General features: G+C 69.0%; 12 protein-coding genes. 10 read left to right on the top strand and 2 right to left on the bottom strand.

What is annotated here, in order from left to right:
• Window positions 1-104 precede the first annotated feature (104 nt).
• Window positions 105-971: a fructosamine kinase family protein gene (locus tag ACZ39I_RS18235; protein ID WP_467245374.1), complete on the bottom strand. Its 867-nt coding sequence runs from the start codon at window positions 969-971 to the stop codon at window positions 105-107.
• A gap of 192 nt (window positions 972-1163) precedes the next feature.
• Between ACZ39I_RS18235 and ACZ39I_RS18230 the strand changes: the two genes are divergently transcribed.
• The 5 genes from ACZ39I_RS18230 to ACZ39I_RS18210 are packed head-to-tail and all read left to right on the top strand — an operon-like array spanning window position 1164 to window position 6535.
• A complete protein-coding gene (locus ACZ39I_RS18230; RefSeq protein ID WP_467245373.1) occupies window positions 1164-2498 on the top strand; it encodes an ABC transporter substrate-binding protein in 1335 nt (444 codons plus the stop codon).
• Complete coding sequence (locus ACZ39I_RS18225; protein WP_467245372.1) at window positions 2495-3409, top strand: carbohydrate ABC transporter permease; 915 nt, start codon at window positions 2495-2497, stop codon at window positions 3407-3409. The genes ACZ39I_RS18230 and ACZ39I_RS18225 overlap by 4 nt, the downstream gene beginning before the upstream one ends.
• Window positions 3406-4350 (top strand): carbohydrate ABC transporter permease, encoded by a 945-nt coding sequence (locus ACZ39I_RS18220; protein WP_467245371.1) that lies wholly within the window; start codon window positions 3406-3408, stop codon window positions 4348-4350. Before ACZ39I_RS18225 ends, ACZ39I_RS18220 begins: the two co-directional genes overlap by 4 nt.
• Before the next feature lie 26 nt (window positions 4351-4376).
• Window positions 4377-5285 (top strand): 5-dehydro-4-deoxyglucarate dehydratase, encoded by a 909-nt coding sequence (locus ACZ39I_RS18215; protein WP_467245370.1) that lies wholly within the window; start codon window positions 4377-4379, stop codon window positions 5283-5285.
• Entirely contained in the window at window positions 5282-6535 is a 1254-nt protein-coding gene (locus ACZ39I_RS18210) for a glucarate dehydratase family protein (RefSeq protein ID WP_467245369.1), read from the top strand. The genes ACZ39I_RS18215 and ACZ39I_RS18210 overlap by 4 nt, the downstream gene beginning before the upstream one ends.
• Before the next feature lie 60 nt (window positions 6536-6595).
• Here the strand turns inward: ACZ39I_RS18210 and ACZ39I_RS18205 are convergent, their stop codons facing one another.
• Window positions 6596-7522, bottom strand: a complete 927-nt coding sequence (locus ACZ39I_RS18205) for a hypothetical protein (RefSeq protein WP_467245368.1) — start codon at window positions 7520-7522, stop codon at window positions 6596-6598.
• A 95-nt stretch (window positions 7523-7617) separates the two neighbouring features.
• Here ACZ39I_RS18205 and ACZ39I_RS18200 point away from each other — a divergent pair, with 95 nt between their 5' ends.
• The 5 genes from ACZ39I_RS18200 to ACZ39I_RS18180 all read left to right on the top strand — a co-directional run bounded on the left by ACZ39I_RS18200 (window position 7618) and on the right by ACZ39I_RS18180 (window position 14014).
• The gene (locus ACZ39I_RS18200; protein ID WP_467245367.1) at window positions 7618-8004 is read left to right on the top strand and encodes a hypothetical protein; all 387 of its coding nucleotides are present in this window, start codon (window positions 7618-7620) and stop codon (window positions 8002-8004) included.
• Window positions 8001-9227 (top strand): hypothetical protein, encoded by a 1227-nt coding sequence (locus tag ACZ39I_RS18195; RefSeq protein ID WP_467245366.1) that lies wholly within the window; start codon window positions 8001-8003, stop codon window positions 9225-9227. The genes ACZ39I_RS18200 and ACZ39I_RS18195 overlap by 4 nt, the downstream gene beginning before the upstream one ends.
• Before the next feature lie 167 nt (window positions 9228-9394).
• Window positions 9395-10981, top strand: coding sequence for an oxidoreductase (locus ACZ39I_RS18190; RefSeq protein ID WP_467245365.1), 1587 nt, complete (start codon window positions 9395-9397; stop codon window positions 10979-10981).
• Between the two features lie 97 nt (window positions 10982-11078).
• Window positions 11079-12122 carry an NAD-dependent epimerase/dehydratase family protein gene (locus ACZ39I_RS18185; protein WP_467245364.1) on the top strand — a complete coding sequence of 348 codons (1044 nt, stop codon included), beginning with the start codon at window positions 11079-11081 and terminating at the stop codon, window positions 12120-12122.
• 137 nt (window positions 12123-12259) lie between these two features.
• Window positions 12260-14014, top strand: coding sequence for a C40 family peptidase (locus ACZ39I_RS18180; RefSeq protein WP_467245363.1), 1755 nt, complete (start codon window positions 12260-12262; stop codon window positions 14012-14014).
• The last annotated feature ends 164 nt before the right edge of the window (window positions 14015-14178 follow it).

Raw genomic sequence — 14178 nt, 5'->3', positions numbered from 1 at the left:
TGAGGGAGCTTCCTTCTCAGCGACTGCCCCTCGGGGCGTGAAATCAGCTCCCGCGCTTTCCTCGCCGGCGATGTCACAGGCTCAGGCGGTCCGGACCGGTGCGCTCACCGTTCCAGGGCCGCCTTCGCCGTGCTGAGGGCCTGTTCCGCGTAGCCCCGCCCGAACAGCACGGCGTGCACCAGCAGGGGGAACAGCTGGTGGAGCCCGATGCGGTCGGACCAGCCTTCGGCGAGCGGTGCCACCTGTTCGTAGCCGCGCAGCACCTCGTCCAGGTGCGGGCAGCCGAAGAGGTGGAGCATCGCGAGGTCGGTCTCGCGGTGGCCGCCGTGCGCGGCCGGGTCGATCAGCCAGGCATGGCCGTCGGCGCCCCACAGCACGTTGCCGTTCCACAGGTCGCCGTGCAGCCGGGCCGGGGGTTCGGCGGGGCCCGCGAGACCGGGCAGCCGTGCGCAGAGCCGCTCGATCACCTCGGCCTCAGCGACCGCGATCGTGCCGTCGTCCACCGCGCGCCGCAGATAGGGCAGCACCCGGTGCTCGGCGTACCACTGCGGCCACTCGGCGCCTTCGGTGTTCCGCATCGGTGCGCGCCCGATGTACGCCTGCCGGGGGCCACCGGGCGGTGCGGAGCCGAAGGCGGGCGCCCCGGCGAGGTACAGCCCGGCCAGCGCCCGGCCCAGATCGTGCGCCGCCTCCCGGCTCGGCCGACCCCGCTCGATCAGATCGGTCACCAGCCAGGGGTTGTCCTGACCGTGCAGGGTCGGCACCCGGACCGTGCCGGCCTCGGCCAGCCAGCGCAGCCCGGCCGCCTCCGCATGGGCCTCCTCAGGGCTGTCGGCGCGCTTCACCATCACCGTCCGGCCGTCATCGAGGGCCACCTCGGCCAGCGCGCCGGACAGCGGGCGCTCATCCGTCGTCCTACGGCCGGTGAGCCGCGCCGCCACCGCACCCGGGCTCTCGCCTCGGTCGTCCATCCGCGCCTCCTCGACCACGCGCACCACTGCCTTCACACCAGCGTTCCCCGATGGGCCCGTGCACAGCCTCTGTGAAGACTCTCAGCCATGTCTTGACATATGGAAGAAACAATCCGTAGCTTGGCCGATCATTTAGATGCGTGAAGCGAGTTCATGTATATGAACGACCATGAGCAGGAACGGAGAGTGTCCATGGGCGATCGCCGACGACGACGCCGCCTGGCCGCAGCGGCCACCGTCGCGGGAATGATGTTCGCAACGGCCGCCTGTGGTTCCGGCTCCGACAGCGCGGGCAGCAGCGATCCGAACACGTTGGAGGTCTGGACCCGGAGCAATCCGGACTCGGCCGCCACCTACGACCGGGTCTTCGCCGCCTTCACCAAGAAGACCGGCATCAAGATCGACTACCAGCCGGTCATCAACTTCGACCAGCAGCTCCAGAGCCGGGCCTCCACCAAGGACCTGCCGGACGTCATGATCAACGACACGGCCCTGATGGGCAGTTACCAGAGCCAGGGCCTGCTCAAGCCCATCGACCCCGCGTCGGTCGCGGGCGGCGACGAGATCACCGCCAAGTCCTGGTCCTCGACCGTGGGCATCGACGGCAAGCACTACGGCATCCCGTACTCCCGTCAGGCCCAGGCCCTGATGATCAGGGCCGACTGGCTGAAGAAACTCGGGCTGAAGGCGCCGACGACCTGGCAGCAGATGCTCTCCGTCGCCAAGGCCTTCGCCACCGAGGACCCCGACGGCGACGGCAAGGCCGACACGTACGGCATGGTCGCGCCGGCCAGCGCCCAGAACGGCTACGCGGCCTGGTGGGGCGCGAGCTTCCTGTGGCAGGGCGGCGCGAAGATCATCGAGCCGGACGGCCAGGGGAAGTACACCCCGGCCATGGACTCGGCCGCCGCGGTGAACGCCGTGACCTGGATGAAGGACAACCTCTTCTGCGGCAGCAAGGGTGTCGTCCAGCCCGGCGCGATCACCGCCGTGACGGCGACGGCCACCAACTTCCAGGACGGCAACGCCGGGATGTACATGACCGGCCCGTACAACATCACCACCTTCGACACCACGCCCGGCAAGGACACGTACGAGGTCATGCCCGCCCCCGCGGGCCCGGCCGGCGGTGATGTGCTGGCCGACGGCGAGAACGTCTACCTCGGCGCCAAGACCGGCAAGGACCGGCAGGAGTTGGCGCTGGCCTCGTTCCTGGTCTCGCCCGAGGGCCAGAAGATCGCCATGACCAGCGTCGACGGCCACCAGCCGGTCGTCCGCATCCCCGTCAACTCCACGCTGGACGCGGCGAAGGTCAGGAACGACGCCCGCTGGAGTGTCGTACAGAAGGCCTACGAGGACGCCTCCGAGCAGTTCCCGAACGCGCCGGACTTCGCCCCGATCAAGCAGGACACCGCCGACGCCCTGAACTCGATCTTCACGTACTGCGGCGGTGACGTCCGCTCCCAGCTCAAGGAGCTCAACGACACGCTCGCCGGTGACCTCAAGGACCAGGACCTGCTGAAATGACCGCTACCGTCCCCGCCGCACGGAGCGGCTTCACCAAGAAGACCGTCAACAAGAGGGCCGTCGTGCCCTGGCTCTTCCTGGCTCCGGGGCTGCTGCTCGCCCTGGTCTTCAAGTTCTGGCCGATGGCCAGGGGCATCTGGCTCAGCTTCTTCGACGTCAGGCCCTTCCTCGGTGACAAGTGGATCGGCCTCGACAACTACACGAGGGTCCTGACCGACCACCGCTTCCAGGACGCGATCGGGCACACCCTGATCCTGGGCATCGGCCAGGCGGTCGGCGCGATCCTGCTCGGATTCGCCCTCGCACTGCTCCTGGAGGGCCAGGCCCGCTCGCTGAAGTTCCTCCGTACCGCCGTCTTCCTGCCCGCCGTCACGGCCACCGCGGTCGTCGGCGAGCTGTGGCGGCTGATGTACTACCCGACCTCCGACGGCCTCCTCAACAGCGGCCTGCACCTCTTCGGACTCGGCCCGGTCCAGTACCTCGACAACCCGGACATCGCCCTGTACTCGACGATGGTGATGGGCATCTGGATCTGGGCCCCCTACAACATGGTGATCTTCCTGGCCGGTCTCGCGGGCGTGGACCGCTCGCTGTACGAGGCCGCGGCGATGGACGGCGTCTCGCTGTGGCAGCGGCTGCGCTTCGTCACGCTTCCCGCGATCCGCCCGGCGCTCATGATCGTGCTCACGCTCGCCACGATCCGCGGACTGCGGGTGTTCACCGAGGTCTACGTCCTGACCGGGGGCGGCCCCGCCGGGTCCACCGACGTCTGGATGACCCGCGCCTACACCCTCGGCTTCACCCGCAACGACATCGGCGGCGCGTCCGCGGCCTCGGTCGTGCTGCTCTGCGTGACCCTCCTGCTCACCGTCATGGTCAACCACCTCCGCACGAGGGGAGAAGCGCGATGAGCGCCCCCGTCATCGACTCCGTCCGGCCGGCGGCCCCTGACACCCCGGCCGGACGGGCCACCAGGACGCAGCGGACCACCCCGGCCCGCTTCGACACCGCTCTCGGCTGGAACGACAGGCCCGGTCTCGCGTGGGGTCTCAGGATCCTGCTTTGCGCGATCGCCCTCGCGATCTTCGCGGCGCCGTTCCTCACCATCTTCTCGGGCGCCTTCACCACCAACCCCAGCGGCTCCTCGCTGTCGTTCCTGCCGCACGACAGCACACTGTTCAACTTCAGGGTGGCGGGCGAGCGCGGCATCTGGGACTACCTCGGCAACTCGCTCGTCATAGCGGGCGGCGGGCTGCTGCTCCAGCTCGTGGTGTGCACGCTGGCCGCGTACGCGCTGGCCCGGCACCGGTTCCGCGGCCAGGCGCTGATCATGATGCTGTTCATGATGACGCTGATGCTGCCCGAGGAGGTCATCGCGATCCCGCTGTCCCTGGTCCTCGGTGACGTTCCCGTGGTCCACGTGGACCTCAAGGGCACGGTCTGGGGCGTCATCCTGCCGCTGGGCGCCTGGGGTTTCTCGGTGATGATGCTGACCGAGTTCATGCGGGACATCCCCGCGGAGATAGAGGAGGCGGCACGCCTCGACGGCGTCGGCGAACTGCGGATGCTGTGGCAGATCGTCCTGCCGTTGTGCAAGCCCGCGCTCGGCGTGGCGGGCGTCCTCGGCTTCATCATGATCTGGGACCAGTACCTCCTCCCGCTGATCGCCTCCAAGGACCCCACCGACTACACGGTCACCGTCGCCCTGTCCATCCTGCGCACCGATCCCGAGGTCGGCTCGGGGGTGGTGCTGGCCGGTGCGGTCATCGCCCTGATCCCCAGCCTGATCGTCTATCTGCTCCTCCAGCGCTCCCTGGTCACCGGCATCGCCGCCGGTGCCACGAAGGGCTGACCCGACCCCCCACGTTTGAGGGAGACATGAAGTTCCAAGGAGTGCTGTTCTTCCCGGTGACGCCGTTCACCGCGGACGGCTCGCTGGACGAGGAACGGCTCGCCCAGCACATCGCCGGCGGCGTCGCGGCCGGTGCGGGCGGTGTGTTCGTCGCCTGCGGAACCGGTGAGTTCCACGCACTGACCCCCGACGAGATCGAGCGGGCCACCCGGGTCGCGGTAGAGACGACCGCGGGCCGGGTGCCGGTCCTGGCCGCGGCGGGCGGCCCCACCCCGGTCGCCCGCGACCACGCGGCCCGTGTCGCCCGCGCGGGCGCCGACGGCATTCTGCTGCTCCCGCCCTATCTGGTGACGGCCCCGCAGCAGGGCCTGGTCCGTTACGTGGAGGAGGTCACCGCAGCGAGCGACCTGCCCGTCGTCTTCTACCAGCGCGGCACCGCCCGCCTCACCGCGGAGACGGCCGCCCGGATCGCCGCACTGCCCGGCGTCGTCGGCCTCAAGGACGGCCTCGGCGACATCGAGCGGATGCACCGCATCGTGCGCGCGGTACGGGCCGTACCGGGCACGGAGGACTTCCAGTTCTTCAACGGCCTCCCCACGGCGGAGATGACCGCGCCCGCGTATCGGGGCATCGGCGTCTCGCTGTACTCCTCCGCCGTGTTCGCCTTCGCACCCGAGATCGCGCTGGCCTTCCACCGGGCGCTCGCCTCCGACGACGCGGCTCTGGTCGACACGCTCCTCGACGAGTTCTACGGCCCCCTCGTCCAGCTCCGCGACGAGGTACCGGGGTACGCCGTGGCGTTGGTCAAGGCAGGAGTGGCCCTGCGTGGCCTGGACGTGGGTGGCGTACGGGCGCCCCTGGTCGACCCGACCCCGGAGCACGTCACACGGCTGTCCAAACTCATCGACCACGGCCTGGAGGTGGTCGGCGCATGAGCGACCCGACTCGGATCAGGGAGCTGATCGTCACCCCGATCGCCTTCCGCGACCCGCCGCTGCTCAACTCCAACGGCGTGCACGAGCCACTCGCCCTGCGGATCATCCTCCAACTGGTGCTGGAGGACGGCACGGTGGGCCTCGGCGAGTCCCCGGGCGGCATCGCGCGCCTGGAGCGACTCGAGGCTGCCGCGAAGGTCGTCGTCGGCATGGACGTCTTCGACACGACCGCCGTCGGCGCCGCGATCGACGCCGCCCTGCTGCCGACGGTGCCTTCGAGTCACGAACGCGGCTGGACCACCTCCGCCGTGGAGGTGGCCTGCCTCGACGCGCAGGGCAAGCTGCTCGACCGCCCGGTCAGCGACCTGCTCGGCGGGACGGTCCGGGACTCGGTGCCGTTCGCCGCGTACCTCTTCTACAAGTGGGCAGAGCACCCGGCCCTCGACGGCCGCGCCGCCGTCGGCGACGACTGGGGCGCCGCCCTGGACCCGGCCGGAATCGTGGAGCAGGCCCGGCTGATGCAACAGCGGTACGGATTCAGGTCGTTCAAGCTGAAGGGCGGTGTCTTCCCGCCCGACGAGGAGATCGCCGCGATCAGGGCGCTCGCCGAGGCCTTCCCCGGTCAGCCGCTGCGCCTGGACCCCAACACGGCCTGGACGGTGGAGACGTCGCAGTACGTCGCCCGTGAACTCGACGGTGTCCTGGAGTACTTGGAGGACCCGACCAAGGGCATCGAGGGCATGGCCGCGGTGGCGAAGGACGCGCCGATGCCGCTGGGCACCAACATGTGCGTGATCGCCTGGGAGCACCTGAAGCCGGCGATCGAGCAGAACGCCATCCAGGTCCTCCTCACCGACCACCACTACTGGGGCGGCCTGCGCCGAACCCGTGAACTGGCCGCGGTGTGCGAGGCGTTCGGCCTCGCCCTCTCCATGCACTCCAACTCTCACCTGGGCATCAGCCTGGCCGCCATGACCCATGTGGCGGCGGCGATCCCGAACCTCGACCACTCCTGCGACACGCACTACCCATGGAACTCGGCGGACGACGTCGTCCTCCCCGGTGTCCTGGAGTTCCGTGACGGCGAGGTCAAGGTACCGACGGGCCCCGGCCTCGGTGTGGAACTCGACCACGCCGCCCTGGACCGGCTGCACCGCCTCTACATCGACTCGGGCGTACGCAGCCGCGACGACACCGGATACATGCGGCGCTTCCAGCCCGACTACGAACTCCGGCTCCCCCGTTGGTGACAGGGCCCTCTTGAGACAGGGCGCCCGGCGAACCCCGGCGCCCTGCTCTGTGCGTGCCCGCTAGTCGTCCACCTGCTTGATGGCGCGTAGCAGTTCCTCGGGGATGAGCGAGGGGTCCGGCGGGGGCAGCATCTCGTAGCGGACACCGCCCAGGCGGCGTTCTGACGCGCTGCTGATACGGACCAGGCGGCCCTTCCCGCACCCTGTGCAGGGCACGACGGCCCTTCCACCCGACTCGTCGAGGACCGCCAACATGCTTGACGGCAGCGTCAGCCACGTTCCGCAGTCGACGCATCGGCCGATACGCGGGTCCTCGGCCGGAGCGGCGGTGCCGGGATCGCTCGATGGGTCCGCAGCCCGGTCCGCACGGTCGGGCACCTTGGGTCCGTCGAGGCCACCGCGGCCCCGCCGGACTTCCCCCGCCTCGTCCGACCAGGCGCGCGCGTACGCCACCGGGTCGAAGGAGAGGACGTACAGGTACAGGTCCTCGGTGACCTCTTGCGGTTCCTCCGGGAGGAACACGTCGACGTCGCAGCAGTACAGGTGTGTGCCGCCCGCGGACAGGGTCCAGGTGAGGCCACCCCAGTTCTCCGTGCCCCAGTGCAGGAGCCGGCGCCGGAAGGCGAGTTCGGGCTCCCAGTCGGGATCGCGGTGGTCGATCAACTGCTGGAGGAACTCGCTGTCCTCCAGGCGGAATCGGAGGAACAGGGATCCGTCCATGCCGCGCACTTGCGGAAGGACGTCGTCGGACCACCCGGCCTCCACGAGCCGCAGCACTGCCTCGGCGTAGGGACCCCTTGAGGAGACACCGAAGAGTCCGGGACTGAACGGCGTGGTCTCCACCCGAAGTTCGAGGTCGGCACCCACGTGCGCCCGGAGCGCATCGGCCTTGCTCCGCGTGAGCGCCTCCGGATCGCCGGCCCGGGCGGGCGAGACGGGGTAGTAGAGACGTGCAGCTGCATAACCTGGGATCTTCTCGGATCGCACGAATGCCAGAGTACGTCTTCCGTGAACTCCGAGTGGGCTGATCGACGTCATGCCATACTGAGCAACGGCCACCGACCTAACTAACTGGGGGAAAAGTGACAGTCAAGGCCGACATCTCTTTCCGCGTTCCCTCCTCCCTGTCCACCGAAGCTGTTTTCGACGTGCTGTTCCGCTCCGATTCGGGACTGGCGCGCAGTGCGGAAACACCGGCCGCCGAAAGCGATCTGAGCTTCGAGTTCGACACGTTGGTAGGTATCGGAACTCTCGTGGTCAGTGCGGGCCAAGCGGCTCTGGCCCTGGTCCAGCTCGTCGAGTTGGTCAAGCGACGCCGGAGGCAACCCGACTCCGCTGACGAACCGAGCACAAATGCACCGCCCGTACACACGATCCCGCCCGTCGAAATAAACATCACCATCGAGGGCGCGCGGTACAACATCGCGGAATTGACTCCCGAACAGATCAGGCGCCTCCTCGAACCATGACCCACACAGGCAGGATCGGTTCCCACATCATCGGTGTCCCGGTGATCCTCATCCGTTCCGACGTGCTCGCCAGGCACCGTCCCGAGATCTGGAAGGCGCAGGACGGCCCGTCGGCGGATCCGGAAAGGGAACGCCTGCTGGCCGAGGCCACGATCCTCCACGAAATACGCCACTTCCACGACGCGTTGCTCTGTCCTCCGCTCTATGACCGATTCATGGTCGAGGCCGAACGCAATGCGGTGGCCCTCACCCTCATCGCGGCCCTGTCGGAAAACGGCGAGCGGGACCCGGGAAAGGTCCTCGGTGAGGAACATACGGAACTCATCGAAAGACACCGCGTGAACGCCGCGCGCTCGGCGCGCCGCAACACCGTCGCATACGAGCCCACATCGGTTTCCGGAATCGGTCCCGCGATCACCTTGGTCGATCTGCTGGAGGCGAATGCGCTGGTCACCGAACTGTCCTTCCTCCACGAGTCCTTCACCGAGGGCGCATACGACCACTGGCTGTTTCTGCGCAGTTCCCTGCCCGCCAAGTACACCAAAGTCATCAGCCGTTTCATCCGCACCCGGGATTCCTTCGGGGAGGATCTGCAACGGGTCTCCGCCGTACTGATGCGGTGCCTGTACCGACCTGAGCCGTCGGCCGCCGCCCTCGACGAAGTAGTCGGACTCACGGAGGGCGAGATCGACGCCCTGTGCGATGCCCGGGTCATCTGCGAACAGCTCACGGAGACCGAGAAGCGCCACAACTACGCCCTGTTTACGGTCCTGGAGCCCGACCAGCACCCCAGGCGGGTTTTCACCAATGCCGTCGACATCACCGAACTGCACAAGCTCTGCAGAAGCCGGATGCGGGCATCGAGGTTCCGGGTCGACGCGTACCACCGGACCATCCATGACTTCCCCGTACCCGCGACCGGATTCTTCGCCGACGCCGACATGGTCAGCGAGCGACGCCTTCCCTTCGTCCGCAAGGCGGACATCAGAGCGGCCTACGGAGACGCCTTCTCCCTGTCCGGCGCCAAGGACCGGCAGCGAAGGGCGACGCTCGCCTGTGGGTTCTTCCCGACCTTCGGGACAATGCCCTGCCTGGATCTCAGCCGCGTGGACCTCATGCTCGGACTTCGCTTCGGCACCCAGGCGCTCCTCGGCGAGAGGGTCTCCTACAACCATGCGATGGACCAGGCGTATGCCGCGGTGTATCGCCGGTGGATGGTGTGATCCGCTGTCGCACGGGCCGAGTCGTGGCCCGCAATGTTCAGTTGTGCGGTCGGGCAATGGCCGGGCATGGCATGACGTATGCCGTCACCCTTGAAGTGGTCGTCCCGTCCACAGAATCAGCGCCGGGTCTTGTCCCGGAAGGGCCCGCACCGGAATGATCACCGATCATGCCTCTCGGTGAACTCAACCCTGTGGAAAGCCGGTTGTGGGACTCCTACGCGCGGGGCGCTGCCGTCGATGCCGGTGACGGCACGTCATCGGCGGAATCCGCGGTACGGGCCGACGTCATCGCGGCGCTGCTGCTGGGTGCCGGTGCCGATCCCACCCCGGGCGACCGCCCAGCACTGCGCCTCACCGGTGCCCGCATCACGGGCGGCCTGGATCTGAGCTTCGCCGAGGTAGCCGTGCCGGTCGTCCTGGCAGACTGCCGCTTCGACGAGGTGCCTCTGCTTCAGGGCGCCAGGATCCGTGAACTGGCCCTCCCGGGAAGCTCCCTGCCAGGTCTCGCCGCCGACACGGCCCAGATCGACGGCCGGCTGGTCCTGTCCCGCTGCCACCTGACGGGCCCCCTCGTCCTGAACCGCGCCCAGATCAACGGCGACCTGGACCTCCGCGACGCCGTGATCACGGCACCCGGGCCCGAGTCGATATCCGCGGTCCATGTAACCGTCAGCGGTGACGTGCTGTGCGCCAACCTGGCTGTCCAGGGAGGTTTCCGCATCTCCGGTGGCTCCATCGACGGGGAGTTCGACCTTGAGGGTGCCTCCCTGAGCAACCCCGGCGGCCACGCACTGGACGCCTACCACGTCCAGATCACCGAGGACTTCACCTTCCACCCGAACTTCAGGGCTGAGGGGCGGATCATCCTGTCCGGTGCCACGGTCTCGGCAGCGATCGGCTTCTGCGGTGCTCGGCTGAACAACGCCGACGACATCGCGCTGGAGGCGGTCGATGTCAGCGTCGCCCGCAATTTCGACCTCGGCGAGGGCCTCTCCGTCGTGGGTGGCGTCGAACTCGACGGCACCCACGTCGGTACGCGGCTCAGCTTCCGCGACGCCACGTTCACCCATCCTGACGGCACGGCTTTGTCCCTGCGGCTCGTCCAGGCCAGAGAGACGGACCTGCGAACCAAGGGGCCGATCGACGGCACCGTCGACGCACGCAATGCCCAGTTGGGCACCCTGTACGACACCCCGGACACCTGGCCTGCCCACCTCCGGCTTGCCGAGGCCACCTACGACGCCCTCGCACACTCCCTCCCGGCCGTTGAACGGGTCGACTGGCTCCGGCGCGGTGCCGACGGCTACCTCCCTCAACCGTACGAACAGCTCGCCGCCACATACCGACGGCTCGGACACGAGGACGAAGCACGCACCGTGCTGCTGGCCAAACAGCGCCACCGGCGCGACACGCTGCCCCCGCTCGGCCGCGCCTGGGGGCACGTCCAGGGCGCGACCGTCGGCTACGGCTACCGGCCGCTGCGCGCCGGCCTCTGGCTCGTGGCTCTGCTCGCCTGCGGTGCGATCTTCTTCGGCGTACATCCGCCCGCACCGCTCGACGCGGGAAAGGCACCGCCGTTCAACGCGGTCTTCTACACGCTCGACCTGCTGGTCCCCATCATCACCTTCGGGCAGGAGGCGGCTTTCGCACCCCGCGGCATCGGACAATGGTTCGCTCACGGGCTGACCGCTGCCGGCTGGATCCTCGCCACGACCGTCACCGCCGGCATCTCGCGGGCAATCAGCCGTCAGTGACCCACCCCGGCTACGTCGTCCCTCTCGACGAAGCGCGAACTTCGCAGCGGGGTATGCCGGTGCTTCAATGTCACCCCCTGGGTGGAGGAGCGAGGGCATGGGCGGAGTCCTGGTGACCGGTGGCAGCGGTTTCGTCGGCAGCCAGCTGGTACGGCGGCTGCTGGAGCGGAATTACGAGGTGCACGCCACCGTGCGCAGTCTCGCCGACTCGGCGAAGGTGCGCCCGCTGCGGGACCTGCAGGGTGAATTCCCCGGCCGGCTGAGCCTGTTCGAGGCCGACCTCCTCAAGGAGGGCTCTTTCGACGAGGCCATGGCGGGCTGCCGCGTGGTCTTCCATGTGGCCTCGCCGTTCTTCATGCCGGAGAAGATCAAGGACGGCCAGAAGGACATGGTCGACCCGGCCCTGACAGGCACCCGCAACGTCCTGGCCGGCATCGAACGGACGCCGACGGTCGAGCGGCTGGTCCTCACCTCCACGGTCGGTGCGATCTTCGGCGACTACTCCGACGTACGGGACATGGACGGGCAGATCCTGTCCGAGAAGTACTTCAACACCAGCAGCACGGTGCAGAACAACCCGTACCACTACGCCAAGACGGTCGCCGAGCGCGCGGCCTGGGACGCGGAGGCCGCGCAGGACCGCTGGCGCATGGTGTCCGTCAACCCCGGTCTGATCCTGGGCCCTTCCCTCACGCCCGCCTCCGAGTCCGGCAGCCTCTTCCTCCTGGAGGAGCTCTTCAAGGGCTACTTCTTCTACGGCGCCCCGGACTTCAGCTTCACCACGGTCGACGTCCGTGACGTGGCCGACGCGCACATCGCGGCGGCGGAGAAGCCCGACGCGAAGGGCCGTTACATCCTGGCCGCGGAGACGATGACGTCCTTCCACGAGATGTCCCGCATTATCCGCACCCGGTACCCCCGCGACCTGCGCATCCCACGCACCGCGCTCCCCCACTGGCCAGTGCGCGTCCTCGGCCCCGCGTTCGGGCTCACCCAGGACTACATCCGGAAGCACCTCGGCATCCGCTTCCGCGTGGACAACAGCCGCAGCGTGCACGAACTGGGCATCGTCTACCGTCCGGTCGAGGAGACGGTCCTCGACCACTACGAAGCATGGCGCGCACAACGCGGCAGGCGCTGATCGCCACCGGGAGCAGCGGCTCCCACGCGACGAAGGTCACAGTTACATCTCACACTTTTCACACTTCAATCTTCACGTGAGCCTCACAAGTTGGCTAAGTTGACGGCGACCAGCACGACGGAAGGGGCATGACTTTCATGGCGCCGGATCGAACTTCGCGCAATGGAGGGTCCAGCCTCCCGGCCAAGCGCAACTCCGCCCTCGCCACGGCGGCGATGGCCTCCGCGGCTCTTCTCTCGCAGACCGCGAACGCCGCCGCCGACGAGGGACCGAGCCGTGACGAGGTGAGCCGGCGGGTCACCAACCTCTACGACCGCGCCGAGGACGACTCCGGCACCTACAACGCCACACGCGCGGCCGGAACGGCGTCCAGCACCCGTGGACGTACCGCTTCGACGACCGGCGGCGGGCGCAACGCCGAGCGTGATCCCGCCCTCGACGACATCGCCAAGCAGTGGTACGGCATGGCCCGCGCGAAGACGGGTCCGATCATCGCGGCGACCCTGCCCTCCGACCGGGTCGCCGCCCGCCGTGCCGAGCCGCGGCGCCAGCGCCCGTCGGACGCGCCCGCGGCACGCGAACCGAAGCCGGCCGAACGGTCCCTGCCGGAACTGACCGCCAGCCCCGTGCGTGCCCTGCCGAGCGCACCCGAGCCCGCACCGGCCGCCCTCACCGCCGCCCCGGTCCAGTCGCCCGCGTGGGCACCGGAACCGACCCCGCAGAACGTCACCGGCACCGGCGAATTCCCCACCGTGGGCGGTACTGCGCAATCCGTCACCGGCGAATTCCCCACCATGGGCGGTACTGCGCAATCCGTCACCGGCGTGCCGGAGTACAGCCCGCACCTTGTCACCGGGGTCCCGGAGTACACCCCGCGACCGGTCGCCGGCGTTCCCGAGTACCCACCGCAACTCGTCACCGGAGTCCCGGAGTACACCCCGCAGACCGACACCGCGTTCCCGGCGTACACCGCACAACCCGAGACCGGTTTCCCGGAGTACACCGCGCAGGCAGGCACCGGATACCCCGACCACACCGGGCAGTTCCGCACCGCCCTCCCCGACTACACCGGGCAGCCGGGCACCGCCCTCCCCGAGTACACCGCACCCACCACCACCGGTTACTCGGACCACAGCGCTCAACTCGGCACCGGGCTGCCGGAGTACGCCCCCTCAGCCGCCACCGGTTTCCCCGAGTACTCCCCACAGACAACCGCCGGGTTCCCCGAGTACGCGGCGGCACAGACGACCACCGGACATCCCGAGTACGCGGCGCAGACCACCACGGGATACCTCGGGTACTCCGCCCTCACCGCTCCCCTCGCGACGATCGCACCCCCGCCGGTCGACACCACCCGGACGGTCCCGCCCGTCCCGACCGCCCCCGCCGTGGCCCAGAGCATCCCGGCCATCCCGGCTCCCCGCACCTCCGAGCCGGACCGGCAGACAGCCCAGCCCACCCCGGCCGCCACCCCCCTGACCCTGGCCCCGGAACCGAACGCCGCGGACCTCCCCACCGCGGACCCCGGTTACGACTCGAAGGTCATCCAGGTGCTCGCCTTCGCCCGTTCCCAGATCGGCAAGCCGTGTGTCTGGGGTGCGGCCGGCCCGGGGTCGTACGACAACTCCGGTCTCACCCAGGCGGCCTGGAAGGTCGCCGGCGTCTCCCTCCCCCGCACCTGCGTCGGGCAGGCGAGCACCGGCACGGCGGTGCCGCTGTACGCCTTGCAACCCGGCGACCTCGTCTTCTTCCACGACGACTTCAGCCATGTGGGCCTGTGCACCGGCAATGGCATGATGATCCACGCACCGGGCCCTGGGGCGTCCATCCGCGAGGAGTCGATCTACCCGACCGGCGAGTCGATCATCCGCGGCGCGATACGGCCCGTCTGACACCCCGCGAGCCACAGAACGCGACACGGCACTCCCCCTCACGCATCCCCTCCCGCACTCCCATCACGCATACCCCTGGACGCCCCCCGAGCCCCTCCCCTAGGGTGCCGGAGAAAGCGCTTTCTGGCCTGCCCATGCCAACCAGGGGGAGCGTCTCGTGCCGC

The sequence above is a fragment of the Streptomyces sp. NPDC024687 genome (genome assembly GCF_055559055.1).
This window is presented reverse-complemented; position numbering and strand designations above follow the sequence as displayed.

What these genes read in the sequence shown, in the direction of transcription:
- ACZ39I_RS18230 (WP_467245373.1), top strand. Translation starts at nt 1,164, where the DNA reads ATGGGCGATCGCCGACGACGACGCCGCCTGGCCGCAGCGGCCACCGTC.
- ACZ39I_RS18220 (WP_467245371.1), top strand. Translation starts at nt 3,406, where the DNA reads ATGAGCGCCCCCGTCATCGACTCCGTCCGGCCGGCGGCCCCTGACACC.
- ACZ39I_RS18215 (WP_467245370.1), top strand. Translation starts at nt 4,377, where the DNA reads ATGAAGTTCCAAGGAGTGCTGTTCTTCCCGGTGACGCCGTTCACCGCG.
- ACZ39I_RS18225 (WP_467245372.1), top strand. Translation starts at nt 2,495, where the DNA reads ATGACCGCTACCGTCCCCGCCGCACGGAGCGGCTTCACCAAGAAGACC.
- ACZ39I_RS18195 (WP_467245366.1), top strand. Translation starts at nt 8,001, where the DNA reads ATGACCCACACAGGCAGGATCGGTTCCCACATCATCGGTGTCCCGGTG.
- ACZ39I_RS18235 (WP_467245374.1), bottom strand. Translation starts at nt 971, where the DNA reads ATGGACGACCGAGGCGAGAGCCCGGGTGCGGTGGCGGCGCGGCTCACC.
- ACZ39I_RS18185 (WP_467245364.1), top strand. Translation starts at nt 11,079, where the DNA reads ATGGGCGGAGTCCTGGTGACCGGTGGCAGCGGTTTCGTCGGCAGCCAG.
- ACZ39I_RS18190 (WP_467245365.1), top strand. Translation starts at nt 9,395, where the DNA reads ATGCCTCTCGGTGAACTCAACCCTGTGGAAAGCCGGTTGTGGGACTCC.
- ACZ39I_RS18180 (WP_467245363.1), top strand. Translation starts at nt 12,260, where the DNA reads ATGGCGCCGGATCGAACTTCGCGCAATGGAGGGTCCAGCCTCCCGGCC.
- ACZ39I_RS18210 (WP_467245369.1), top strand. Translation starts at nt 5,282, where the DNA reads ATGAGCGACCCGACTCGGATCAGGGAGCTGATCGTCACCCCGATCGCC.